Annotated in this window: 19 protein-coding genes and 2 tRNA genes; 3 read left to right on the forward strand and 18 right to left on the reverse strand. The window is 57.7% G+C overall.

The features are described from left to right. Positions 1-209 precede the first annotated feature (209 nt). The gene (locus A3224_RS09355) at positions 210-692 is read right to left on the reverse strand and encodes a hypothetical protein (protein ID WP_067153694.1); all 483 of its coding nucleotides are present in this window, start codon (positions 690-692) and stop codon (positions 210-212) included. A gap of 469 nt (positions 693-1,161) precedes the next feature. Here A3224_RS09355 and A3224_RS09360 point away from each other — a divergent pair, with 469 nt between their 5' ends. Then, on the forward strand, positions 1,162-2,283 hold the full coding sequence (locus A3224_RS09360) for a M14 family metallopeptidase (RefSeq protein ID WP_067153696.1): 1,122 nt from the start codon (positions 1,162-1,164) through the stop codon (positions 2,281-2,283). A 380-nt stretch (positions 2,284-2,663) separates the two neighbouring features. Here A3224_RS09360 and A3224_RS09365 read toward each other — a convergent pair whose 3' ends face one another. From A3224_RS09365 to A3224_RS09425, 13 genes are all read right to left on the reverse strand, one after another. Beyond that, entirely contained in the window at positions 2,664-4,301 is a 1,638-nt protein-coding gene (locus A3224_RS09365; protein ID WP_067153698.1) for an AMP-binding protein, read from the reverse strand. Between the two features lie 293 nt (positions 4,302-4,594). Next, positions 4,595-4,822 carry an SCP2 sterol-binding domain-containing protein gene (locus A3224_RS09370; protein ID WP_231902340.1) on the reverse strand — a complete coding sequence of 76 codons (228 nt, stop codon included), beginning with the start codon at positions 4,820-4,822 and terminating at the stop codon, positions 4,595-4,597. A 436-nt stretch (positions 4,823-5,258) separates the two neighbouring features. Continuing rightward, a complete protein-coding gene (locus tag A3224_RS09375) occupies positions 5,259-7,052 on the reverse strand; it encodes an acyl-CoA dehydrogenase C-terminal domain-containing protein (protein ID WP_067153702.1) in 1,794 nt (597 codons plus the stop codon). Positions 7,053-7,209: 157 nt separating this feature from the next. Continuing rightward, positions 7,210-8,262, reverse strand: coding sequence for an AraC family transcriptional regulator (locus A3224_RS09380; RefSeq protein ID WP_067153704.1), 1,053 nt, complete (start codon positions 8,260-8,262; stop codon positions 7,210-7,212). Then, positions 8,263-8,466, reverse strand: coding sequence for a hypothetical protein (locus A3224_RS09385; protein ID WP_067153706.1), 204 nt, complete (start codon positions 8,464-8,466; stop codon positions 8,263-8,265). Between the two features lie 291 nt (positions 8,467-8,757). Continuing rightward, on the reverse strand, positions 8,758-10,143 hold the full coding sequence (locus A3224_RS09390; RefSeq protein WP_067153708.1) for a class II fumarate hydratase: 1,386 nt from the start codon (positions 10,141-10,143) through the stop codon (positions 8,758-8,760). 20 nt (positions 10,144-10,163) lie between these two features. Then, positions 10,164-10,607, reverse strand: a complete 444-nt coding sequence (locus tag A3224_RS09395) for a DUF4399 domain-containing protein (RefSeq protein ID WP_067153710.1) — start codon at positions 10,605-10,607, stop codon at positions 10,164-10,166. A 98-nt stretch (positions 10,608-10,705) separates the two neighbouring features. Beyond that, on the reverse strand, positions 10,706-11,140 hold the full coding sequence (locus A3224_RS09400) for a hypothetical protein (protein ID WP_067153712.1): 435 nt from the start codon (positions 11,138-11,140) through the stop codon (positions 10,706-10,708). 466 nt (positions 11,141-11,606) lie between these two features. Further along, entirely contained in the window at positions 11,607-13,646 is a 2,040-nt protein-coding gene (gene ligA / locus A3224_RS09405) for an NAD-dependent DNA ligase LigA (RefSeq protein ID WP_067153715.1), read from the reverse strand. 106 nt (positions 13,647-13,752) lie between these two features. After that, positions 13,753-14,847 (reverse strand): cell division protein ZipA, encoded by a 1,095-nt coding sequence (zipA, locus tag A3224_RS09410; protein ID WP_067153717.1) that lies wholly within the window; start codon positions 14,845-14,847, stop codon positions 13,753-13,755. Between the two features lie 24 nt (positions 14,848-14,871). Further along, positions 14,872-18,375, reverse strand: coding sequence for a chromosome segregation protein SMC (gene smc / locus A3224_RS09415; RefSeq protein ID WP_067153721.1), 3,504 nt, complete (start codon positions 18,373-18,375; stop codon positions 14,872-14,874). Positions 18,376-18,554: 179 nt separating this feature from the next. Next, a complete protein-coding gene (ccmI, locus tag A3224_RS09420; protein WP_067153724.1) occupies positions 18,555-19,781 on the reverse strand; it encodes a c-type cytochrome biogenesis protein CcmI in 1,227 nt (408 codons plus the stop codon). Then, the gene (locus A3224_RS09425; RefSeq protein WP_231902341.1) at positions 19,778-20,317 is read right to left on the reverse strand and encodes a cytochrome c-type biogenesis protein; all 540 of its coding nucleotides are present in this window, start codon (positions 20,315-20,317) and stop codon (positions 19,778-19,780) included. Before A3224_RS09425 ends, ccmI begins: the two co-directional genes overlap by 4 nt. A gap of 373 nt (positions 20,318-20,690) precedes the next feature. Here A3224_RS09425 and A3224_RS09430 point away from each other — a divergent pair. Further along, positions 20,691-20,766 (forward strand) — tRNA-Val (locus A3224_RS09430). A gap of 37 nt (positions 20,767-20,803) precedes the next feature. After that, a tRNA-Asp gene (locus A3224_RS09435) sits at positions 20,804-20,880 on the forward strand. Between the two features lie 125 nt (positions 20,881-21,005). Here A3224_RS09435 and A3224_RS09440 read toward each other — a convergent pair. Genes A3224_RS09440 through ccmE form a run of 4 tightly spaced genes read right to left on the reverse strand, consistent with a single transcriptional unit; the run spans position 21,006 to position 24,599 of the window. Beyond that, positions 21,006-21,608, reverse strand: a complete 603-nt coding sequence (locus A3224_RS09440; protein WP_231902342.1) for a YigZ family protein — start codon at positions 21,606-21,608, stop codon at positions 21,006-21,008. Continuing rightward, positions 21,571-22,155 (reverse strand): DsbE family thiol:disulfide interchange protein, encoded by a 585-nt coding sequence (locus A3224_RS09445; RefSeq protein ID WP_067153727.1) that lies wholly within the window; start codon positions 22,153-22,155, stop codon positions 21,571-21,573. The genes A3224_RS09440 and A3224_RS09445 overlap by 38 nt, the downstream gene beginning before the upstream one ends. 15 nt (positions 22,156-22,170) lie before the next feature. Then, on the reverse strand, positions 22,171-24,153 hold the full coding sequence (locus A3224_RS09450) for a heme lyase CcmF/NrfE family subunit (RefSeq protein WP_067153730.1): 1,983 nt from the start codon (positions 24,151-24,153) through the stop codon (positions 22,171-22,173). After that, on the reverse strand, positions 24,150-24,599 hold the full coding sequence (ccmE, locus tag A3224_RS09455; RefSeq protein ID WP_067153733.1) for a cytochrome c maturation protein CcmE: 450 nt from the start codon (positions 24,597-24,599) through the stop codon (positions 24,150-24,152). The genes A3224_RS09450 and ccmE overlap by 4 nt, the downstream gene beginning before the upstream one ends. Positions 24,600-24,682 lie beyond the last annotated feature (83 nt).

A 24,682-nucleotide genomic window follows, 5' to 3' on the forward strand; every position in this document is an offset into this window, starting at 1 on the left:
CATGGACCAAGAATACTCCTGCGCAGACAACGGAGACCTTTTGATGCGATTTCAAGCGGTCTGGCCAATCGAATAAGCACCCGGGAACCACAGTGGCACTGCGTGAATCAATGCCTCCACGGGCCTTCGGGGTGCTGTGCATCCGGATAAGAAATCCACTTAGCCGCAAGCCTACAGCGCCCCCAATTTAACGCACAAAGTGATATCGCCTAGCGCGCCGCCATCTGCTCAGTCATTGCCGTGCGTAGCGCCGCCAGATTTTCCAACCACACAATATCATTCATCACTACGTGGCGGCCGGTCGCGGTAGAGAGCGCTTCACCCAGACGTTGCAATCCTTCACCCTCGCCCGCCAAGCTGTCGAGCGGTATTTCCAGCCAGACCTGTCCATTTTGATCTATCACTTCACGCACCTCGCCGTCATCCAAGTGGCTAAGGTGACGGTCAATGGCAGAAGAGCCACCGGGAGGAAGATAGATAGTCCCGTTGGTAAAATCGACTGCAAAAGCCACCACACCCGGCAGAACCCCAAACAGGAGCCCCGCAGCATCCAAAATGACAACCACCGGGTCCACACGACCACCTTGCTGCCCCTTACGCTCCGGGTAGAGGAAATAGCCGCAGGCAGTGAGGTTCATCATCAGCACCAACAGGCTGCTGATAACGACTCCACGTTTGATACTTCTTTTCATGGCCTTTCTCTTTTTGCTGTACAAAACAAGAGCGGTTAGCTTAACTAAAGCCTGCCTGGTCCGGAAGTGGCGCCGGCTGCCACCTTTGCGGCCTGGATCGCAAAAGATGACAAAATTTCCTGCCATCCGCCGTAATAGTTAACCAAAACCGCGCCAACCTGGTGGAAACCCGCCTATGCCCGCCTCGAATCTGCCTAAACTTTGATCAGCGCCAGCTGCGAGTCAAGGGATGAAGTAAACGATTTCTGATGGTGCCGGTTTCTGCACCTGTGATCAGGCCAGGCAGTCAGCAGTCGCCACGGGTCCATCACCGGAAATTTTTCAGGGAGCAGTAATCGCAGCGGGTGCCGCCAAGGAGTGGCAAAGGCACGGTGCCGATTCCGGTACCGTGCCTTTTTATTTGCCCGCGACTTTTACCCCGCTTACATCCTCTGTATCCTGGCCGCGAAAAAGCAACTGGAGCAGATATATGTACATCACCAGCGATTTTGACAGCGGCAATATAGAAGTGATCAATGCCGAGAGCAGCCCGGTGCAGCTGGCTATCCGAAAAGACAATAACTCAGACTTCTACCAGTGGTTCCATTTCCGCCTGGAGGGCGAGGCCGGCAACAGCTATCCCCTGCGCATCGTTAACGCGGGGAAATCAGCCTACCCTGAAGGCTGGGAGAACTACCGTGTCTGCGCCTCTTACGACCGCCACAACTGGTTCCGAATCCCTGCCGAATACAACGGCGAGTCCCTCGACTTCACGGTGGATCTGGATCGGCCGGCCATCTACCTGGCCTATTTCGCCCCCTTTTCCTGGGAGCGTCATTTGGACCTGCTGGCCTGGGCCCAGCTCGATGACCGGGTACAACTGGAAACCCTCGGCAAAACTCTGGACGGCCGCGACATGAGTCTGCTGACCGTGGGCGACGCGAAAACAGCAAAACACCGTGTGTGGATGATTGCCCGCCAACATCCCGGTGAAACGATGGCGGAATGGTTTGTAGAGGGCTTTTTGGAAGCGCTACTGGACGATGCCAATGCATCGGCACAGGCATTGCTCAGAGACACCGTCTTCTACATAGTGCCAAATATGAACCCAGACGGCAGCGTGCGCGGCCACCTGCGCACCAACGCCGCTGGCGCCAACCTGAATCGCGAGTGGCAAGACCCGAGTATGGAACGCAGCCCGGAAGTTTACCTGGTACGGGAAAAAATGCTGGCAGTCGGTGGTGATCTCTTCCTCGATATCCATGGCGACGAGGCCCTACCCTTCAATTTTGTGGCGGCCTGTGAGGGCATTCCCGGCTATGATGAGCGCCATGCCATGTTAGAGGAAACTTTCAAACGCGCCTTTGTCGCCGCCAGTCCCGACTTCCAGACCGAGCGCGGTTATGGAACGAGCAACCCCGGCTGTGCCAACATGACGGTCGCCACCAACTGGCTCGGCCACCAATTCCGCACCCTAGCCCTGACACTGGAAATGCCGTTCAAAGATAACGATAACCTGCCCGACCCGGTCGAGGGATGGTCTCCAGCTCGCTGCAAGCAGCTCGCAAGGGACATCTTTTTCCCAATTCGCGAAACATTGAAAGTTCTCTAAGAAGTCTCTAATTAACTCACTTCCTGGCAAACTGCCAAGCGAGATGAAATAGACATTTCGAAGCCGTCGGATATAGGGATACATCCACCGTTGCTGCAGGGACGCACTCCCGCGTTTTATCAATGCCTACCCGATTGCCTGAGCGCCGCAAATCCAACCACACCGAATTGGAAAGCTGGTAACCATTGACACTCTGCTCGCTTAAAAGCAGCAACAAAAAGCCCCGCTCAATAGCGGGGCTTTTTGTTAAGGAGCCTCAGAAAAATCGCGTGACTACAGTGACAAGTTCCAGGGCACTTAGGCGATGAGCCTGTCCCCTGAACTCGATGCCTCTTTAGCGTCGCAAAGCGACTTCATCTGTGGCTCCTTTAGAAGAAAAATCAAACACTTACGGCAGCTTCAATTTTCTTCAGCTCCTCATCGCGTAATTCCCGACGCAAAATCTTGCCGACATTGGTTTTCGGCAAGTCTTCTCGAAACTCCACCTGTTTCGGCACCTTGTACGCCGTCATATTTTCGCGGCAGAAAGCGATCACTTCCTCCTCACTCAGAGAGGCGTCCGCCTTGACGACAAAGAGTTTAACCACTTCACCACTCTTGTCATGCGGAACACCAATGGCGGCAACTTCGGCCACTTTGGGGTGCGTGCTGACCACATCTTCGACTTCGTTGGGATAAACATTAAAACCGGAAACAATAATCATGTCTTTTTTACGGTCGACGATCTTAATGTATCCGTCATCCTGAATGACCGCCATGTCCCCGGTGCGCAACCAGCCTTCGCTGTCGAGCACTTCGGCCGTGGCTTCCGGGCGCTGCCAGTAACCTTTCATTACCTGCGGACCGCGCACACAGAGTTCTCCAGGGGAGTTGTTCGGCAGGTCGTTGCCATTTTCATCGACCACTTTGACTTCAGTACCAGGCACGGGTACACCGACAGTGCCCAGCTGGACAGCTTCAGTGGGATTGAAGGACACAACGGGAGAGGTTTCGGTCATGCCATAGCCTTCCAGCACCACGCAACCGGTCATCTCCTCCCAGCGCTTGGCAGTGTCGCGAGTCAATGCCATCCCGCCAGAGCAAGTGGTGTGCAACTTACTGAAATCCAACTCAGCAAATTGTGGGTTGCGCATCAGGCCGTTGAACAGAGTGTTCAAGCCGCAAAAGCCGGTAAACCGCTTACCCTTTAGTGACTTGACAAAGCCCGGGATATCGCGCGGGTTCGGAATCAACAGAGAGTGGTTGCCGGTTGCGAAGAGGCACATGCAATGAATAGTGAAGGCGTAAATGTGGTACAGCGGCAGCGGTGCCACGTAGAACTCCTCGCCCTCTTTCATAGAGTCCCCCAACGCCTCGCGCACCTGCTCCATATTGGCCACCAGGTTGCGATTGGTGAGCATCGCGCCCTTGGCCACGCCTGTGGTGCCGCCCGTGTACTGCAACACGGCGACTTCCTCCGGCGCACGCTGTACATCTTGATGTGGCAGTTTGGCACCGAGAGACATGGCTTCGCGAAAGCTGATTTGGTTGTCGAAGGAAAAGTCAGGCACCATCTTTTTGATGTATTTGGCCACGCCATTAATCAAGGTGCGCTTGAGGGGGCTGTGCAGGTCAGCAATCTCGGTCACTATCACCTTTTCCACCGAGGTTTCCGACACAACCGCAGAGGCGGTATCAGCGATGTTTGCCAACACCACCATCGCTTTGGCGCCAGAGTCGTTCAACTGATGCTTGAGCTCACGCTGGGTATAGAGCGGGTTGGTATTGACCAAAACCAAACCCGCGCGCAGAGCACCGAATACCACTACTGGGTACTGCAGTACGTTGGGCAGCTGTACCGCAATGCGATCTCCGGGCTCCAGGTTCGTGTGGTTCTGCAGGTAGGATGCGAACTGCGCACTGAGTCTGTCGATATCACCGATAGAGAGTGTGTGTCCGAGGCAGGTGAAGGCTGGCCTGTCACTGTACTTGCTCCAGGCACCTTTAAATACGTCAAGTATGCTGCGGTCGATGTCCAACTGTCTTCTCCCAGTCCTATTTGTTGTCTTTGGCCTGCATTGTTACAAGCCTCCCGCTGCTGCGACATCAAAGTACGCGAGGCTGGTTTTCGTCAGTTCTGAGCGAAGTACCGCAGTTTGCGCGCATTTTGGCTGTCGCACTAGCCGACCATGCCGCTCTAAAGCCACCTCACTATGGATCCCTGTGGGAAATGCGGACTTGCCCACATCTTCCGTTTTTATAGACGAAAACTGCCAGCTAGCGGGAATATGCAGGCGTATATTTATTGTTCGCAGTGTTATTTATTACTCCGTCAGTGCTCCGCGGGAAAAAGATCTGCCAGTGAAGCGGCCAGTTCCCGGTTACCGGAATAGCGGATGTCGCCCAACAAAAAGGCGTGGCGTGCACTTAAACGACCTTCCCATATAGCACTCAGAGTGCCTTTTGCCATTTCCAGGGTCAACGCGGGGTTTTGCGTGTGCCCGAAGTGAGACACCACTTGATGCGATTTTCCCCCGCCATCGCCGGATTTAGGTGACATCTCGAGAAAAAAATCACTCGCATCCGGAAGCCGAAACTGTACCCGAGCAAGTGGGTACAAACAAGCCAAGTGCTTCAAACGGGCGATTATATGATCCGGCAGCTGCATGGGCAGTGGACTCCAGAAAGTACTTGTTTTTCGGTTTTCGCCCCGGGGCGGCCCCTGGCTGCGAGCCTTGTCAATGCTGAAAGGCCCAGTTTAGCCTTTCACTTCCCCGCCTCAACAGACCCCCACTGTTTTGGCATCGCTAAAAGTCCACGCTCCTTTGCCCCGCGGCGATATTTCATCGCTGCCCCGCAGTCGGGAGTCCCACTAGCAAGTTGCACAGCCGTCACTGGCAACCCGAGCAATGGCACTTATAGCAATAAGCATCATGGGTGGCACAACACACAATAAAAAAACCGCCGGTGCGGCGGTTTTTTTACCCCGAGCGAGATTAAAAGGCGAAATGCTCAGCATCCAACGCCATCAGATTATCGGCCCCACTCAGAATTGCCGCGGCATGACTGCTGGTACGGGGGAGTATCCGGTCATAATAGAAACGCGCAGTAGCCAGCTTGGCACGGTAGAAATCCGCTTCACCTGCGCCCTCACCCAATTTCTCATTGGCCACCTTGGCGGCTCGGGCCCAGAGGTAAGCTTGCACGACATATCCTGAGAACATCAGGTAGTCAACGGAAGCCGCGCCCACTTCATCCGGATTTTCCATCGCCTTGGCACCCACCTGAAGCGTCAGATCACCCCACTGCTTGTTCAGTTCCTGCAGCTTGGTAACAAACGGTGCCAGCGCTTCATTGTCTATCTCCGCCTGACAGAATTTGTGCACAATCTTGGTGAATTTACGCAGCAACTCTCCCTGACTCATCAGCACCTTACGGCCCAGAAGGTCCAGGGCCTGAACACCGGTGGTGCCCTCATAAATGGTGGAGATGCGCGCATCCCGCACATTTTGCTCCATACCCCACTCAGCGATATAACCGTGGCCGCCAAAACACTGCAGGCCGAGGTTGGCGGATTCAAAACCGGTCTCTGTCAGGAAAGCCTTGGCAATCGGTGTCAGGAAGGCGAGCAGGTCATCAGCTTCCTTCTTATCTTCCTCGCTGCCTTTGTGCAGACGATCCACTTGTTGCGCACACAGTAGGGTCAGCATACGGCCACCCTCAGCAAAGGCTTTTTGGGTCAGCAGCATACGGCGCACATCGGGGTGTACGATGATCGGATCGGCGGGGCCATCGGGGTTTTTCGGGCCGGACAGGGAGCGCATCTGCAGGCGCTCTTTCGCGTACGCGAGCGATTTTTGGAAGCCGGCCTCGGCATGCGCCAGCCCCTGCAGGGCGGTACCCAGGCGCGCAGTGTTCATGAAGGTGAACATGCAGTTAAGCCCCTTATTGGGCGGGCCGATTAGGAATCCCTTGGCACCGTCGAAGTTCAGCACCGCAGTAGCGTTGCCGTGAATACCCATTTTGTGCTCGAGAGAGCCACAAACCACAGCGTTGCGCTCGCCGACAGAGCCATCTGCCTGGGGCAGGAATTTAGGTACGATAAACAGGGAAATCCCTTTAGTGCCAGCCGGTGCGTCAGGCAGGCGCGCGAGCACGATGTGCACAATGTTTTCGGCCATATCGTGCTCACCGGCAGAGATAAAGATCTTGGTGCCAGTGATGGAATAGGAGCCATCGTCATTAGGCTCGGCCTTGGTGCGCAATATGCCCAGGTCGGTGCCGCAGTGAGGCTCGGTGAGGCACATTGTGCCAGTCCAGCTTCCCTCCACCAGCTTGGTCAGATAAATGCTCTTCTGCTCTTCGGTACCGTGCGCCTCAAGGGTATTCATGGCACCGTGAGACAGGCCGGGATACATACCCCAGGACCAGTTGGCAGTACCGACCATTTCGCTCATCACCGTGCCCAGCGACGGCGGGAGCCCCTGCCCCCCGTAAGCCGGATCATGCGCCAGGGAGGGCCAGCCGGCCTCGACAAACTGCTGGTAAGCCTCTTTGAAGCCCTCCGGGGTAGTGACTTCGCCGTCTTTCCAGGTGCAGCCCTGCTGGTCACCGACTTGGTTCAGCGGCGCCAGCACGTTCTCACAGAATTTGGCGCCCTCTTCCAGGATGGCGTCTACCAGATCCGGAGTGGCCTCCTCATAGCCCAGGGACGCATAGTGATTGTCCCAGTCCAGCAACTCGCGCATGGCGAAACGCATATCGCGCAGTGGAATCTTGATATCGGTCATCCTGCTACCCTCAATTCACCGTTGTATGTCCACCGCCCGGACAAAACCGGGCAGTCGGATTTGTGACTCATATTTACATTTTGTTCATCATAGTGGCAAGCCAAGGCCGGCCTCTATGGCGAAATCCGTCCAAAGCAGTGACAAATCTGGGCAGGCGTCAGGCACCCTTGCGGCTGCGGTATTCGCCGGGAGTGATACCGGTCCACTTCTTAAAGGCCCGGAAAAAGGCACTGGACTCGTCGAAGCCCAGCATTTCGGCAATCTGGGCGTTGGACAGGTCCGGACAGCTCAGATAGTGAAAAGCGGCCTCCATGCGACACTCATCCTTGAGCTTCTGATAGGACGTGCCCTCCTGCTGCAGGCGCCGTCGCAGGGTGGTGACTGACATGTTCAACCGCTCGGCCACGGCCTCTGCGGCCGGCATGGATTCACTGACATCCCTGTTGAGAATCGTTTTCACCTTTGTTTTGATGCTGTTCGCACTGCCATCGCTGATGACCAAGTGATAGGGGGCGGTGCGGATGAAATCCTCAACCGTTTGCGGATTTTGCACCACAGGGTAATCCAGGTAGCGGCTATCGTATTCCAGGGCGTTAACCGGCTGCTCAAACAAGAGTTCTTCAGCCTCGCTCTGGGCGAGCGTGCGGAACTCCTCGGGACAGGGAAAGGAAAAATGCAATTTTGACAGCGGTATTTCGCGCCCCACCAGCCAGCAGTAGAAGCGATGCCAAACCGCAAGCGTGGTGCGAATTACCCCCGGGTCCGTCTCGGCGATCAACTGCTCGAACTCACCAGCAGCCAGAGAGCTGATCCCTTGGATGACCACCCTTTCCCGGCCACCTGGCGCAGGTTCAATAGCGGGCTTTACCTTAAACCCGCGGCAAATCTCCATAAACTCTGCGGATAGAGTAATAGCTTGGCGCACGGTCGCACAGTTGACCACCGTTAAACACAGTAGGCGGAAAGACCCGGAGCGCACGCGGCCGCCGCTCAGCATGCCGAACCACTCGTCCTGCGCCAACCACATCACCCGCTGGTACAAGCGGCCGTATTTCAATGCGGAAAAGGCCGCAACTCCCGTCAGCTCCTCCTCCTCGATACCCACCGAGGAGAGCAACTCACGGCGGTCACAGCCGCGGCGCTGCGCTTCTTCCAGCAACCGCTCCAGGTAGGTTATGGGAATGCGGATGTCCTCTTCAGACACTGCCATTTATTTTTTTCGCCTGCGCAACCAACTGAGCAACGCACCGCCCGCCAACGCGGCAGCGACAATTACCGCGAGAAAAACCAACAGTAGCACCAAGTAGGCGACAACGTCTTTGACCGGCAAATCCCAGCTCCAGATAGCCGCTGCAACGAAGGCAATACAAGCGAGCACACTGGTGATAAAGGAGCGGCGACTCTTTCTTGCCATGAGAACCTGTTCGGATTGTTCGTATTGTGTGGACAGTTGGTCGCACCGCCTGCGGCACTACCATTGTAATGTCGGTACGTGTTGCCGACACGGCGCCGAATCGTGAGGTATAGGCAAATTTCTGTCAACGCGTGGAGGTTCCCATGGCTAAGAGAATGCTGCAGCGGGAAGACCGGAGAACCGTCTGGCATCTGTTCAGGTGGCTCGAATACATGGCGGCGCTTATCGCCGCAATCATGATGGGGCTGGCCCTGCTTGCGTAGTTTCGGCAAGCGGCTGGTACGCGGCCGCCTATCCGATCAGCCCCCCCTGAGCCAAACGCACCGGATCCAGTAGTTTCCGGAGCGTCTCCTCGTCCAAATCCGTCATTTCCAGCGCGACATCGAGGATCGGCCGTCCACTGCGGTAGGCCTCCTTGGCAATTTCCGCCGCCCTGGCGTAGCCGATTACCGGGTTCAGCGCCGTCACCAGAATAGGGTTGCGAGAAAGCGCCTGTTCTATGCGTTCGCGGTTGACCGTGAATCCAGCGATCGCCCTGTCCGCCAAAATCCGCGCGGCGCTGCTCAGAAGGCGAATACTCTCAAGTAATGTATGCGCCACCAGTGGCAACATAACATTAAGCTGAAAATTGCCGCTCTGCCCCGCCAGTGCAATGGTCCCATCATTGCCGATCACCCGCGCCGCCACCATTGCCACAGACTCGGCGATCACGGGATTGACCTTGCCCGGCATAATGCTGCTGCCAGGCTGCAAGGCCTGCAGTTCGATCTCACCGAGGCCGGCAAGTGGACCGCTGTTCATCCAGCGCAGGTCATTGGCGATTTTCATCAGGGCGACCGCCAACACTTTTAACTGACCGGACAACTCAACCGCGGTGTCCTGACAAGCAATAGCGGCAAAGAGATTATCGGCGGGCCGGAATTGCTGACCGCAGTTGTTGCTCAACTTCTGCGCAAAGCGCTGGGCAAAGTCCGGGTGCGCATTGAGCCCTGTACCTATTGCTGTGCCGCCCTGGGCCAACTGCGCCAAGCGTGGCAATGTACCGCGAATGCGTTCACGGCAGGATTCCACCTGGGCCCCCCAGGCACCGATTTCCTGTGCCAGCGTCATAGGCACAGCGTCCATCAGATGGGTGCGGCCAGTCTTGACCACGTCTTCCAGTGCCGCCGCCCTCTCCCCCACAGCGGTGTGCAGATGACGCAAAGCCGGCAGCAGGTGGTCGCGCACCGCCAGCAGTGCAGACACGTGAATGGCGCTGGGAATCACGTCATTGCTACTCTGGCTCATATTGACGTGATCGTTGGGGTGAACAGCGAGGCCGCTGTCGCGAGCCGCGATCCGGGCCAGCACCTCGTTCACGTTCATATTGGAACTGGTACCGGAACCGGTCTGGTAGATATCGACGGGAAACTGAGAGTCGAAGTCTTCTTCCGTCAGGGAATCGCAGGCCGCCACGATAGCATCCGCTAACTGACCTTGTAACAACCCCAAGTCACTATTGGCCTGGGCGGCCGATTTTTTGATCAGCACGATGGCGCGGATGAAGTCTGTCGGCAGCCGGCTGCCGCTCACTGGAAAGTTTTCCAGCGCCCGCTGAGTTTGGGCACCGTACAGGGCGTCCTTGGGTACAAGCACTTCGCCCAGGCTGTCTTTCTCAGTGCGAAAACTGCCGGCCATGCGCGCTCCCAGGGTATCCCCTATTCGACGGTAACGGTGATTTTTTTCGAGATCACCAGCGGCTTGTGCGGAATGTGCAGATGATTGCCAAGCACCAGCTGCAGGGTGTGCTTACCCGGCGGCAGAGTGACCTCGGTTTCGGTCTGGCCGCCACCAAAATGAATAATGTTTTCCGACGCCGGCAGCGGCTTGGTCATATCCGGCAGTTCATCCACATCGATCAACAAATGGTGGTGACCGGTCTTTTCTCTGTCCACGCCCGCGGGCGCCACGCCCATTCCAGACAACCCAAATTTCACAGTAAAAGTTGTGCCGACCTTTTCACCGTCCTTGGGAGAGATAATGTAGACCTTGGCATCTGCCGGGGCCTCGGAGATCAGCTTCGCCGCCGCATCCTCACTGGCGTGCAGGAAGGGGGCAAACAACAGTGCACTGGTCAGAATCACAGACCGGTAGACATTCATAACAACTCCTTTCGTCAGTAATCAATATTCTGGAAAAGCCGCTGATGGGCGCAACTCGCGGTTATCTTAGCCAAACGGTGGGATAACCGGTAGCGCAGTCAGACGCTGACCCGTCCCTCCTGAGTCCACTCACAGCGCACCTGCATGCCACCGCAGCCCGGCTCATGGTAGAGGCCCGCAGCCTCCCAAGTAAACGAATGAATGCCGGACAGCTCCGTCTCCAAATGTACCGTGGCAGAAACCCAGTACATATTGCGCAGCAACTCCTCAAATTTCTGTATCCAAAGATTCCACTCGTATTCCACGGCCCGGTAGGAAGCGCCGAAGTGAATAACATCGGTTTGGTACTGGGACTTTTTCACTTTGATCGTGGGAATGGAAAACATATCCCGGCATAGGAAGGGCCACTCGTCCGCACTGGGCAACGCCAGCACCGCCGCGCGATTAACACGCCTGCGCTCGGCACCACCCGCGAGGCTGTTACTGTCTTTGATACAACCGTAGACAATAGATTCCTGATCGCCCTGAAGCACTTGAAACTATCCTTACAGCGGCGCTTTGGATAAAAATTATCCTGCGCGAATAAAACCTGGGCTCCACTTTAACGGCCAAGGGGAGAGAAAGCTACAACCGAAATCTCACCCGCAGAACAACACCTGCCGATCAGATAACGAGCACGGAGCACAGCCCGTGTACAGTATCCACCAGCGGCCTTCTGTGATTGCGGATTTGTGCGCCAAATCGAACCCTATAATCACACAAATGACCACTTCCTTTTTGTGTTATGCCCGCAACCAAGGAACCACTAATTAACTCTCTCCTTGACGGCAAAGATACATCGAAGCCAGAGAAGAAGCTCAGATGATGGGGTAACCGTCGGATACAGGGAAGCATCCAGCGGAGCCGCAGGGATGTACTCGTATATTTTCGAAACCTCGATCCGACTGCCTGGGCGCTTAAAACCAATTACAGCGCCCACGCGAATGCACCAGAGGGTCCCTAAATGGCGATGCCGCGGCCCCGCAACATGGCTAGGAATTCACCCTCATCCATCGTGGGGATATTCAGCTCCCGAGCTTTATTCAGCTTTGAACCGGCACCGGGGCCAGCGACGACTGTATCGGTGTTGGCGGAAACACTACCGGCCACCTTGGCACCGAGACGCTGGAGATGGTCCTTGGCTTCACTGCGCGACAGCGTTTCCAGCTTGCCGGTCAAAACCCAGGTCTGGCCCGCAAGCGGCTGCGCCTCGCCGCCCTGTTCCTCCGGTTCCCAAAAGATACCGGCTTGACGCAGCGCCTCTATTTCCTCCTGGGCGTGTGGCTGGCGGAAAAACTCGGCGACAAAGTGCGCCACCACCGGCCCTACATCCTCGACTTCTTGCAATTCCGCTTCATCGGCTTGCATCAGTGGGGCCAGATCGCCAAAGTGCTTGGCGAGGTTGCGCGCAGTGGCCTCCCCCACTTCGCGAATGCCCAGCGCGTAGAGAAATTTCGACAGGGTTGTGTGTTTGCTGCGCTCCAGGGCATCGAGCAGGTTCTGCGCTGATTTTTGCCCCATGCGCTCGAGCGCCACCAGCTGCTCGAATTGCAAGTGATACAGACCGGAAACAGAGTGCAACAACCCCTCATCCACCAGTTGCTCCACCAGCTTGTCTCCGAGTCCTTCGATATCCATCGCCTTGCGCGAAGCGAAGTGCTTGATCGCCTGTTTGCGCTGCGCGCTACAGATCAAACCACCGCTGCACCGCGCCACCGCCTCTCCGGGGGCGGACTCCACAGGCGAACCACAAACCGGGCAATGCGTTGGAAATACGATGGTACGCGCATCCCGCGGGCGTTTGCTCGCCACTACCGAGACCACCTGTGGGATTACGTCACCAGCTCGGCGGACTACGACTGTATCGCCGATTTTGACACCGAGGCGCTCAATTTCATCGCGATTGTGCAAGGTGGCATTAGATACTGTCACGCCGCCGACAAAGACCGGCTTCAAGCGCGCCACCGGTGTCACAGCGCCAGTGCGACCCACTTGAAACTCCACATCCAGCAGTTCGGTCATTTCCTCCTGGGCGGGAAATTTATAGGCCATGGCCCAGCGCGGTGCCCTGGCGACAAACCCCAGGCGCTGTTGCAGGGCGATATCGTTCACTTTGAACACGATGCCGTCTATGTCGTAGGCCAACGCTTCGCGCTTCTCGCCGAGTTTGCGGTGATAGGAAATACATTCACCGATGTCCCTTGCCACCGACATTTCGCTATTGATGCGAAACCCCCAGCGACTGAGCTGCCGTAGAATTTCCGTATGCCGCTCAGGCAAGGCGGCGCCCTCTACCAGGCCGACACCGTAAACACAGAATTCGAGCGGACGCTGTGCAGTGATCCGCGAATCCAGCTGTCGAAGGCTGCCGGCGGCGGCATTGCGCGGATTGACGAAAAGCTTTTCTCCAGCCGCTGCCGCCTTTTTGTTCAATTCTGCAAAACCCGCTTTGGGCATGTAGATTTCTCCACGCACTTCGAGAACCGCGGGCGGATCGCCGCCCAGCAGGCGCAACGGCACCGAGCCAATGGTGCGCACATTGCGGGTAATGTCCTCTCCTGTTGTGCCGTCCCCACGGGTTGCCGCGCGTTCGAGAAGACCACCGCGGTACAGAAGGCTAACGGCAATGCCGTCCAACTTGGGCTCACAGGCATATTCCACCGGCTCACTGCTATTCAGGCGTTCGCGCACACGGCGGTCGAACTCCCGCAACTCCTCATCACTGAACGCATTGTCCAGGGAGAGCATGGGCACCTCGTGGTGCACCTCCGCAAACGCTTTCAACGGCTCTGCGCCAACGCGCTGCGTGGGGGAATCCGGGGTGATCAGTTGCGGATACTCTTGCTCCAGGGCCTGTAGCTCGCGCAGGCGACGGTCGTATTCGGAATCCGGCAGTTCCGGGTTGTCGAGTACGTAGTACATGTGATTGGCGCGCTGGAGAATTTCGTGCAGCTCCTGGGCGCGCTGCTGTATTTCGCTGGGAATTTTTTTATCCGTCATTTTGGTGCTATCAAAAACTGAGGATTGCCGCCACCAACAGGGAAAACCGCGCTCGCTACAGGCGGAGCCGCGGTTTCCTCCCTGACGGTGAGATGGGGAAATGGAATTAGGCTTGTGCCTTCGCCAGTGCTCTGCGCCGCTGGTATTCCACCACGCGCTGGCGGTAGTGTTCCGCGGTCTGAGCGGTGAAAACACTGCGGTTTTCATCCTTCAGCTCACCGCCGAGCAATTCCGCGATCTGGCGCGAGGTGGTCAACAGCTGCTCGAAAGCCTTAATGGCCTCTTCCTCGATCGGCAGTGCGAGAAACAGGCTCAGGCCGGGGGTGGAAAACGCCTCCATACGCGCTAGGTCAAACACGCCAGGCACCACCATATTCGCAAGGCTGAACACTACAGGGCCGTCGTCGGCGCCGCCCTGGTGATAGTGGAAGATATCCATTTCTCCGAAACGCATGCCGGCAGCCATTACCGCGCGCAATATATCCTTGCCGTCGAAACTATCCCCGTCGGGCGCTACGACGTTGATAATCAGCACCTCCTCCACTGGGGATTTTTCCCTTTGCTCGCGCTTGTGTTCCTCGCCAACCTCCGCATCCACGGTATGTTTCTTCGCGGGCTTCTCTTTGCGCGCCGGGGGCGCTGCCTTGCCTACTGCGGGCTTGGACACAGGCGTCTCTTCTTCCGGCGCCGTGTAGAGGGCTTCGAGGCTTTCCGATTCGTCGAGTTCCGGCTCCCGGCGCTCGTCGTCGGCAACCGAATCCATCAGCGTGGGCACCTGTTCTTCCAGATTGAGCGATGCCTGCTCCGGCGCTTCCCGATTGGGGTTACTGCCGGCCAACGGCTTGCGGGAGGACATAAAGCTCTCCTGGACTTTGCGGTTTACCCGCAGCGCATCTTCCAGAGCACGCCGTTGTACTACGCGCACCTGGCCGGGCAGTTCCGCGGCGATCTGGCGGCGCTTCTCCGCCTCCTCCGGATCTGGTTGCCCACTTTCCCCTACCGCTGGATTGTCCGCCCGGCGGGGCGCCGCCCGGCGAGGCGCAGACAGGATATCGTGATCATCACTCTCCTGGCGCATAGCTCGCGACAGATTGTCCGAGACTTTCATCGCCGCACGGTGCTTTAAAATTGCGCGGCGCACGCCGTCGAGCACCGCCAGCAACACGATCAACCCGAGGATTGTAATCAGCCAGTTTCCCATTTCAGCGTCTCTCCGTTACGCCCCTCATGCGGACGCCAGTTCGGCCGCTTCTTCCACATTCACGGATACCAGGCGCGACACACCCGGTTCGTGCATGGTTACCCCCAACAGCTGGTCGGCCATCTCCATGGCAATTTTGTTATGGGTAATGTAGATGAATTGCACATACTCTGACATTTCTTTAACCATGCGCGCATAGCGGCCCACGTTGGCATCGTCGAGCGGCGCATCCACTTCGTCAAGCATGCAGAAAGGCGCCGGGTTGAGTCTGAATATAGAAAACACCAACGCGATGGCTGTGAGCGCCTTCTCTCCGCCAGACAAAAGGTGAATAGTACTGTTCCGCTTGCCCGGCGGGCGCGCCATAATCGCGATACCGGTATCCAGCAGATCTTCGCCCGTGAGTTCCAGATAGGCGTGACCGCCGCCAAACACCTTGGGAAAGAGCTCCTGCAGACCGGCGTTGACCTGATCGAAGGTTTCCTTGAAGCGGGTGCGGGTCTCTCGGTCAATTTTTTTGATGGCATTTTCCAGAGTTTCCAGCGCCTCTGTCAGATCACTGTACTGGCGGTCCAGATAGCTTTTGCGCTCGGACTCCTGCTTGTATTCATCGATGGCCGCCAGGTTGATCGCCCCCAGGCGCGAGATGCGGGCGGCGACTAACTCCAGTTCCTCCTGCACCTGTGAGATGGTCAGGTCGCCTGGGAGTTCCGCCAGGATCTGCTCCACTTCGTGACCGGTTTCGTGCAACTGTTCTACAAGTCCGTTGCGCTGTACTTCGAGGGTCTGCGCCGCCAGACGCTCTTGCTCCAACTGGGCGCGCACGCCCTGCAGAGCGGACTCCACCTTGTGGCGCTCCTGCTCCAGCTCACGCAGCCCACTCTCCACTTCCTCCAGTTTCTTGCGCGCGTCGGCGAGTTCCGCTTCCACCTCCATCCGCTCGGCGAGCTTCTCTTCCAGCTCCGCCTGGAAATCCTGAGATGGGTCCTGGCTTTCCGCCATTTGCTCCTGCAACAGTTCGCGGCGGCTGCGCAGCCGCTCAAGCTGTTCGCGCATCACTTGCAGGGTGCGTTCCAAGGACATCATCTGGGTGCGTACCGACTGCTCGCGCATAGCGAGCTCATGGGCGCGATCCTTGTCTTCGCGGGCGCGGGTTCGCGCCGCTTCCAGGGCCTCGCGCAGCTCGTCGCGACGCGCCAGCAGTGCTTCGCGGCGGTCGGTGTCAACGCTCATGGCCTCCACGGCCTCCTGCAGCAACAGCCGCGCCTCGGACAGGGACTCCCCCTCCAGCTCCAGCTGTTCGCGCACTTCGACGATTTCCTGCTCCACGCGGGTGCGGCGCTCATTCATCTGTTCGGCGCGGGCGCGGTGGGCGGACAGTTGACTGCGCAGCTCCGCTTCCCGGCGGCCCAGCTGCTCCAATTCGCCGCGCGCTTGTTCTATCTCCCGCTCCAGTTCAGCCACTTTCAAGCGCAAGGTTTCACGCTGTTCGGACAGAGTTTCGATCTGCTCCTCGGTGGCGGTAATCGCGCGCTCCAGCTCCTCCAGCTCCTGCTTGCGCGCCAGTACCCCGGATTCAGCATCGGAGGCCCGGCTGACTCTCAACCAGTTGGGGCCGAGCCAGAGCCCATCGCGGGTAACGATGGATTCGTGGGCCTTGAGCTGTGCTCGAACCGCCAACGCCGCGGTCAGATCTTCCGCGGTATAAATTCCAGCGAGCAGGCCGGCCAGTGAAGCGGGACCTTCAACCACATCCGCCAGGGCCGGCAGGTTTCCACGCGGGGCTTCGCTCACCCGATACTCATCGACAAATACCGCCTGTCCGCTTTCGAGAGCGGCAATCCCTTCGGACACACTTTCCAGTTGATCGACGCACACCGCCTGCACCTGGGGCCCCAGCACCGTCTCTACCGCCTTTTCCCAGCCGGGTTGGGCGCTGATCTGGTCCGCCAGACGCGGCCTGTCCGCCAGGGCCTGCTGCTGCAACCAGTTTTCCACGGCCCGGCCCTGTCCCAGTGCCGCCTGCTGCAAAGCTTCCAGAGAGGCTTGACGACCTCGACTGGTCTGCAGCTGCAGGCGCAGCTGGTCCAGTTCCGCGGCGATCTCGCGCTCGCGCGTGCGGAGTTCTGTCAGAGCTTCGTTCTTTTCTGCCACCGCTTCGCGGCGTTCGCCAGTCTGCAGCTCCAACTCCGCCAGCTGCTCTCTGAGCTGTTCCGTCTCACCGTCGTCACCACTGCTCTGCAGCCCGGCCTGCTCCGCCTGCAGTTTGTTGATACGTTCCTGCAAACGCTGGCGGGAAGTTTCCAGATGCTGTATGCGAGACTGCTGTACCTCGGCTTTCTGGCGAGAGCCGGAAGCGCCCTGGTTGAACTGGTCCCACTCGTTTTGCCATTCGCGCATCGCATCTTCCGCGGCGAGCAGCTTCTGCGCCGACTCCTCCTCAGCCGCCTGAGCCAGTTCCAGATCCGGCGTGACCATTTCCAGCTCGGCCTCGAATTGGGCGCTTTTCTCTCTGTCCGCCTCCAGGGCCGTTTCCGCCTCGCGGAATTCCTGCTCGGTCTGCGCCAAGTCCGACTGCAGTCGGCTGCTGCGCTCGCGCGCGTGGGCAATACTTTGCTCCAGACGCGCGATATCGGCGCCGACGGCGTAAAACCGGCCCTGCACTTCATTGAAGCCATCGGACAGTTCGTGGTAGCCGACGCGCTTCTGCTCTATCTCTGTATCGCAACTGACTTGGCGGGTGACGAGTTCTTCAACCGTCAGTTCCAATTCAGATATCTGCTGCTGCTTGGCCTTGGACTGATCGTCCAGATCGCGGTATTTGAGTGCCTGCAAGTGCGCTTTATGGGCGCGCTCTTCCTCCTTGAACCGGCTGTACTTTTCCGCAGCTGCAGCCTGGCGCTCCAGGCGCGCCAGCTGCCGGTCCAACTCGTCGCGGATATCCGTAAGGCGCTCCAGGTTCTCCTTGGTTCGGCGCATACGATTTTCAGTGTCGCGGCGACGCTCCTTGTATTTGGAGATACCGGCGGCCTCTTCGATGTATACGCGCAGTTCCTCGGGCTTGGCCTCAATCAGCTTGGAGATCATGCCCTGTTCGATAATGGCGTAGCTGCGCGGCCCCAGGCCCGTCCCCAGAAAGAGGTCGGTCACATCGCGGCGGCGACACTTGTCGCCGTTCAGGTAGTAGCTGTTCTGACCATCGCGGGTTACCTTGCGTTTGACCGAAATCTCGGCAAAACCGGCGTAGGGTCCTGTGAGCTTGCCGTCGGAGTTGTCGAACACCAACTCGATTGAGGCCTGTCCCACCGGCTTACGGCCACTGGAGCCATTGAATATCACATCGGTCATGGAGTCGCCGCGCAGGTTTTTGGCCGACGACTCCCCCATAACCCAACGCACCGCATCGATGGTGTTGGACTTGCCGCAACCATTGGGGCCGACCACGGCACTCAGATTCGACGGGAAATAAACAGTGGTCGGGTCAACAAAAGACTTGAAACCCGCAAGCTTGATGCACTTCAGACGCATGTAATTGTTAACTCGGTATTTGTTTTATGCCGTCAGGCAGCGGCTCGCCAAACCGCTAATTGTACATGGCGGCGGCGGGGGTTTCAGCGGAAATTTATCGGACCAAAAGCGCATCGCTGCACGTTTCACGCAAAGTGCGTTGGAAACCACCCAGGGCCTCCTACCTCGCTATTGAGCGCTTAGAGTTCCGAGTCGATAGTAATAGCGACCGGATCACCCCAGGCCGACTTCGGCAGTGTTTCAATGCTGCCCTGCCAGTCTCCCGGTGCTGGGCGTGCATCGCCATTTACTGCCAGGCGTGCCACCAGCTGCACCGTGTCGACATTGGCAATGGAGCGCCCCGGCATCATCGCGCGGGACTCATCCAGTACCACTTCCGCGGGCAACTGACCGGCTGAAAGGCGTACAATTGCGAGCGGCATAGGGCTGTCAGCGCCGCGAGCATAGACAAATACCGGCGTCGACGGCTCCGCGGAAACGCCCTCCGCCAGGTTTACCCGCACGTGAATCGCAGGGCCCGCCACCGAATCGCTTTCAGATCCAACCGGCACCATGGGCTCGCCACTATCCGCCAGCGCCCGTTCAGCCCGGGCCACACCGGCGGCCAACGCCTGGGCAGCGGCAGATTCCGCTGGCAGCTGATTCAGGGCACGCTGCCAATGCTGCCTCGCCATGCGAAAATCTCCGCGTTCAAACGCCTCGATCCCCGCCAACCCCAGTGCCGTGCCGTTGTCCGGCTGCACATCCAGCACCTGGCGCACCAAGCCGCGCACCTCGCCGTCGATGCGGGATCCGTTAGCAAAAAACAGGGCCTGCGCCAGCTCGGCCTTGACGACCACCGCCTGTGGCTCGCGCTCCACCACATAGCGGTAAGACTCCACCGCTCCTTGCAAGTCCCCTTCCGCCAGCAACCACTGCGCCAACACATAGCGCCCGGTCAGATCGTCCGGATGACGCTCGGCTCGCGCCTTCAGCCGGGCAATGATGCTCGCCTGATTCTCTGCACTGGGCGAGCCTTTCTGAGCTGCGAGCATATCCCGGTAGAGCGACAGGTCGCCGGCATTGCCGGACCAACGGTACAGTCCCACTGCCACCAACGGCACAATCAGCACCAAGGCAAACAGTAGACCGCGCCCTCGGTCGGATTCGGCAAGGCCGGATGCGGACTGCCCGGCGGCCAACAGGTTGCGCGCCATCTCCGCTTCCAACTGCGCATACTGTTCTTTATCGATGGCACCGCTGTCCAGAGAAGCCCGCAGCTCTGCCCGCTGCTCGCGGTAGAGGGCCGCCAGAGCAGTGCGCTTGTCCACCTCCTCCCCCTTGCCCGCACCGCGCAAGACCGACCACAGAATCACGCAGGCCAGCAACAGCGCCAGCAACGCCACACCAAACCAGAGTCCAATCATTTTTTGTCTGCCCCGCTGCCGGCCGATTCATCGAAATCATCTCCCAGCAACTGCCGTAGCCGCTGCCGTTCACCCTCTGTCAAAGCACCTCCGGCATCCTGCTGACCACCCTCCACGCCGGTGCGCGAGCGCAAAACGATAACGATCAGCGCCAGCAGCCCGATGGCGCCAAAAATTCCCGGCGCCAACCACAGAGCCAGTGTATTGCGCTGCAGGGGCGGCCGGTAGAGCACAAAATCCCCATAGCGCGCCACCATATAGTCCGTTACTTCTCCGTCAGTAAACCCTTCCTCCAACAGGCGTCGAATCTCCCGGCGCAAGTCTTTTGCCACCAGTGCATCGGAATCCGCCAGATTCTGATTTTGGCACTTAGGGCAGCGCAATTCTTCGATCAATACCTCGTAACGCGCCTGCAACTCCGGCGTGGACAACTGCTCCGCCTCCACCGCTGCCAACGCCGCCGTGGACAAACTCAAGGCACACAGGATTTCTAAAACTCGGGCCAGCCAGCCTCTCTGGATCAGGGGTTCTCTCACAATCGTCGTTCCGCCGGAATTTCGCGCGATTATAGCAACGCCGCCGCGATCACTGACAGTTTTCCAGCAGCGGCCACTATCCGCGCCCGCTCGAGGATAAAATATGCATGTGACAGGAGGCGCCAGCCGCAGCACCCAGGCAAATTTTTCCGAGCCACCTCAGCAACCTGTGATTAATTCATAAAGGGCCGTTGCTGCAGTGGGCTTCCACATACCCTCCCCGTCACCCGGGCCTATCAACAGACCTCAAAGTATCTTGAACGCTTCGAAGCAACTTCATCAGAGATTCCTTAACTCATTGAAAGACAAAAAAAATTTTCCGAAAGCGTTGACGCGGCAAAATTTTTCATTAAGATACGCAGCTCCTGACGCGGGGTGGTTAGCTCAGTTGGGAGAGCGACGGCCTTACAAGCCGTAGGTCACAGGTTCGACCCCTGTACCACCCACCATTTTCCTCTCTCGCTAGGCGGGGGTTGGAAAAAATGCGGACCGGTAGTTCAGCTGGTTAGAATGCCGGCCTGTCACGCCGGAGGTCGCGGGTTCGAGTCCCGTCCGGTCCGCCATTTTTCAAAAGGCTCACACAATAGTGTGAGCCTTTTTCGTTTTACCAAATGATTTTCCACCAGGCCTAAAGCTGACAGCCAGTGACCAGAGGTCGCGAAATTAATCCGACCTCAAAGGAAATGCGTCACTCCTCTGCCATTGAGATATGCAACCCTTCCGCCACCAGCTGCTTCCGAAACGCTGCCAGGCGATCTTCCGGCAGCTCTATTTGCACCGTCACCTTTTCACTGTAAACGGCATCAATGCATTTACCGCCATACTGGTCGGCGAGAAAACGTAGACGGGATTCTTGCGCAAAGTCGCAAGTCACACTCACCTGTCGCAAGGGAATAAACGTTGTCAGCTCAACCGACTGTAACGCCGCCCCGACTGCGCCACGATAGGCGCGCATCAACCCTCCGACACCCAATTTGGTACCACCAAAATAACGAGTAACTATGGCTCCGACATTGCCGATTTCCTGTTTTAACAGCAATTCAAGCATCGGCCGCCCAGCACTGCCGCCGGGTTCTCCATCATCATCGGACAGCATCACCTCCGGGTTGGCGGGATTCCCGATGACAAGCGCGGTGCAATGATGTGTCGCATCCGGATATTGGGTGCGCACTACATTCAACTGCTGTTGAAAATCTGCCTTATCCTCAACCGGCCCCAGCCAGCAAATAAAGCGGCTCTTTTTTTCTTCCGTCTCAGCGACAACTGTCGAGCAGGGAATCCGGTAGCTCACTGGCGAAATCGTCCCAGGGTTGTTCTTGCAATCTCTCGTACAGTGGTTTTAGTTTGGTCAACCATACCCGCTCATCCACAACACTTACATGTCTGCAGCGAATAACACCTTCGGCATCCACCAAAAAAGTTTCCGGCGCACCGGTCGCTCCCAAGTCCAGGTAGAGCCGCCCTTCCCTATCGGCGACACTGAAGCGGTAAGGATCGTGCATAGTATCCAGCCACTTCTCGACATCCGCCGGATCGTCCCTCAGGTTGACGCCAATAATCGGCACTCCGTCCTGCGCCAACTTGTTCAAATACGGATGTTCGACGCGACAAGGGGGACACCAGGTGGCCCAGACATTCAGCAGATAGGGTTGCGAAGGCAGATCCTTCCTCTCCATTATTTCCGCTTCGTTGCGCACTTTGGGCAACGAAAACTCCGGCACTGGCTTATCCAATAGCTCAGAAGGCAGTTTTTGCGGATTCAAATACAAACCACGCCAAAACAGCAGTGCCAGCGCGGCAAAAATCATCAACGGCAAAAACAGCTTTAACCTTGCCATATCGCTTGCTTCCCCTTATGCAGTCACGGCGGGGCCGGCGGCTAGCTCCCGAACCGCTTTTGCCTTGCGGTAACGCTTGTCGGCAACCGCCAGACCTCCTCCCACACTCATCAGCACCGCTCCGAGCCAAATCCAGACTACAAATGCTTTGTACTGCAGCCGCACAGCCCAGTCGCCATTGGGGTTGTTTTCCTCCAGCGGCTCGCCGAGGGCGACATAAATATCCCGGAACAGCCCCGAATCGATAGCCGCCTCGGTCATGGTACTGCCGCCGGAGAAGTAGTTGCGCTTCTGCGGGTACAGTTCCGCCACCGCCCGCCCGCGCCTGCTGACGGACACTATGCCCTCAAATGCACTGAAATTTGGCCCCTGTACCTTGCGCACACCGTCGAACCGGAAATCGTAGCCGGCCACACTGTGGGTGTCGCCAGGCCCCATGCGCAAATCCTTTTCAACACTGTAGATAGTGGTCAAAGCCACGCCCAACACGGATACCGCCAAGCCAATATGCGCCAAATGCATACCGTAAAAACTGATGCGCTGTCGCCTGAGACCGGCAGCCAGTGTTGCCGCATGACGGGTCTTGGCGAGAATATCGGCCAAACTGGCAGCGACAACCCATACGCCGACAAAAATGCCCAAAGCCGCGCCCCAGTGGAAACCGCCCGCCGCAAACGGCAGAGTCAATGCCGCGGTGACCGCGACCAGCAGCGGCAAACGCCAGGCACCGAGAAGCTTGTCCCAGCGGCTGTCCTTCCAATTGGCATAAACCCCCATCCCCAACAGCAGACATACCAGCGCCATCAGCGGCACGAAGAACATATTAAAAAACGGGGGCCCCACACTGATCTTGCCCCAGTTCAAGGCATCGGCCAGCAGGGGGTAAAGGGTACCGGTCAGCACTACCCCCATGATCAACACCAACAGGACGTTGTTGCCGAGCAGGAAAGTTTCACGGGCGCGGAATGAAAAAACGCTGACCGCGCTGACCGCGGGCGCACGCAAAGCAAACAACAGCAGAGATAAACCCACTACTACCGCCAGAAAGGCGAGAATAAAGCCTCCACGCAGGGGGTCGGTGGCAAAAGCATGCACGGAAGTGAGCACACCGGAGCGCACCAGAAAGGTTCCCAACAGGCTCAGGCTGAAGGTGAAAATTGCAAGCAAAATGGTCCAATTTTTAAACAGGCCACGCTTTTCCGTGACCGCGAGAGAATGCATCAGCGCCGTACCCACCAACCAGGGCATAAATGAAGCATTCTCCACTGGATCCCAAAACCACCAGCCGCCCCAGCCCAGCTCGTAGTATGCCCACCAGCTACCGAGGGCAATACCCAGAGTGAGGAAACACCAGGCCACCGCAGTCCAGGGCCGCACCCACCGGGCCCAGGCCGCATCCAATTGACCACTGAGCAACGCGGCTATGGCAAATGCAAAAGCCACCGAGAAACCCACATACCCCATATACAACAGCGGCGGATGGAAAATCATCCCCGGGTCCTGGAGCAGCGGATTCAAGTCGTTCCCCTCCAGTGGCGGGAAAGGCAGGGTGCGCTCAAAAGGATTGGAGGTGATCAGGATAAACAGAAAGAACCCCACCATCACCAGCCCCATCACCGACAGCACCTTTGCGACCAGTGCCAGTGGCAGCCTCCGGCTGAAAAGCGCCACCGCTGCAGTCCACCCCGCCAGGATCATCAGCCACAACAGAATCGATCCCTCATGCCCTCCCCATACCGCTGTGAACTTGTAATGTAATGGGAGAATACTGTTGGAGTTCTCGGCGACATAATTGACGGTGAAATCGCTCTGCACAAAAGCCAGGGTCAGGCATATGTATGCGATGAAGACAAAAGTCAGCACGCCGAGCGACAGCGGTCTGCCCGCAGCCATCCACAGCGCCCGCCCGGAATAGCTGCCGACCATCGGCACCGAGGCAAGCACAAGGGAAAGCAACAGCCCGGCGATCAAGGCAAAATGGCCCAATTCTGGAGTCATATTTTCGCCCCACCGGCACAGCTGGCTTTGTCATGCATGGATTCAGCCACCTCGGGCGGCGTGTAATTCTCATCGTGCTTGGCCAGCACCTGGTCCGCGCGCAGAGTGCCGTCCTGTAACAGACGCCCAGTCACAACCGCCGCCTCTCCCTCGGCAAAAAGGTCCGGCAATATTTTATCGAAAAGCACCTGCAGCTCTGCTTTTCCATCGGTAATTGCAAAGCGCACATCCAAACTATCCGGCGCCCGCTTGACGCTGCCGGGAAGCACGCAGCCACCCGCGCGGATACGTTTATCAAAGGGGACCTCCCCCGCGGCAAAGGCGCTCGGCGCGTAAAAATAATCCATATTGTTGCGCATCGCATAGGTGATGAAACCGACCGCGGCACTGGAGAAAACCACCAGGAAGATCACCAGGATCAGGCGCTGTTTGCGTGCTGGATGCATTGTTTCGTTTGTGCTCCGGAAAATTTGACAAAGGGATTCTTTTCAGGGCAGGAACAGAAAAACACCAACTGGCGAATTTTCCG

It is taken from the genome of Microbulbifer thermotolerans (assembly GCF_001617625.1).
Lineage (GTDB): Bacteria > Pseudomonadota > Gammaproteobacteria > Pseudomonadales > Cellvibrionaceae > Microbulbifer > Microbulbifer thermotolerans.

Excerpts from the sequence above, each read along its gene's own strand:
- A3224_RS09370 (WP_231902340.1), bottom strand. The coding sequence starts at position 4,822 with ATGTCACCTAAATCCGGCGATGGCGGGGGAAAATCGCATCAAGTGGTG.
- A3224_RS09390 (WP_067153708.1), bottom strand. The coding sequence starts at position 10,143 with ATGGCCGGCAGTTTTCGCACTGAGAAAGACAGCCTGGGCGAAGTGCTT.
- A3224_RS09450 (WP_067153730.1), bottom strand. The coding sequence starts at position 24,153 with ATGACTCCAGAATTGGGCCATTTTGCCTTGATCGCCGGGCTGTTGCTT.
- ccmI (WP_067153724.1), bottom strand. The coding sequence starts at position 19,781 with ATGATTGGACTCTGGTTTGGTGTGGCGTTGCTGGCGCTGTTGCTGGCC.
- A3224_RS09355 (WP_067153694.1), bottom strand. The coding sequence starts at position 692 with ATGAAAAGAAGTATCAAACGTGGAGTCGTTATCAGCAGCCTGTTGGTG.
- A3224_RS09445 (WP_067153727.1), bottom strand. The coding sequence starts at position 22,155 with ATGGCAAGGTTAAAGCTGTTTTTGCCGTTGATGATTTTTGCCGCGCTG.
- ccmE (WP_067153733.1), bottom strand. The coding sequence starts at position 24,599 with ATGCATCCAGCACGCAAACAGCGCCTGATCCTGGTGATCTTCCTGGTG.
- A3224_RS09385 (WP_067153706.1), bottom strand. The coding sequence starts at position 8,466 with ATGGCAAGAAAGAGTCGCCGCTCCTTTATCACCAGTGTGCTCGCTTGT.
- A3224_RS09380 (WP_067153704.1), bottom strand. The coding sequence starts at position 8,262 with ATGGCAGTGTCTGAAGAGGACATCCGCATTCCCATAACCTACCTGGAG.
- A3224_RS09395 (WP_067153710.1), bottom strand. The coding sequence starts at position 10,607 with ATGAATGTCTACCGGTCTGTGATTCTGACCAGTGCACTGTTGTTTGCC.
- ligA (WP_067153715.1), bottom strand. The coding sequence starts at position 13,646 with ATGACGGATAAAAAAATTCCCAGCGAAATACAGCAGCGCGCCCAGGAG.
- A3224_RS09375 (WP_067153702.1), bottom strand. The coding sequence starts at position 7,052 with ATGACCGATATCAAGATTCCACTGCGCGATATGCGTTTCGCCATGCGC.
- smc (WP_067153721.1), bottom strand. The coding sequence starts at position 18,375 with ATGCGTCTGAAGTGCATCAAGCTTGCGGGTTTCAAGTCTTTTGTTGAC.
- A3224_RS09360 (WP_067153696.1), top strand. The coding sequence starts at position 1,162 with ATGTACATCACCAGCGATTTTGACAGCGGCAATATAGAAGTGATCAAT.
- zipA (WP_067153717.1), bottom strand. The coding sequence starts at position 14,847 with ATGGGAAACTGGCTGATTACAATCCTCGGGTTGATCGTGTTGCTGGCG.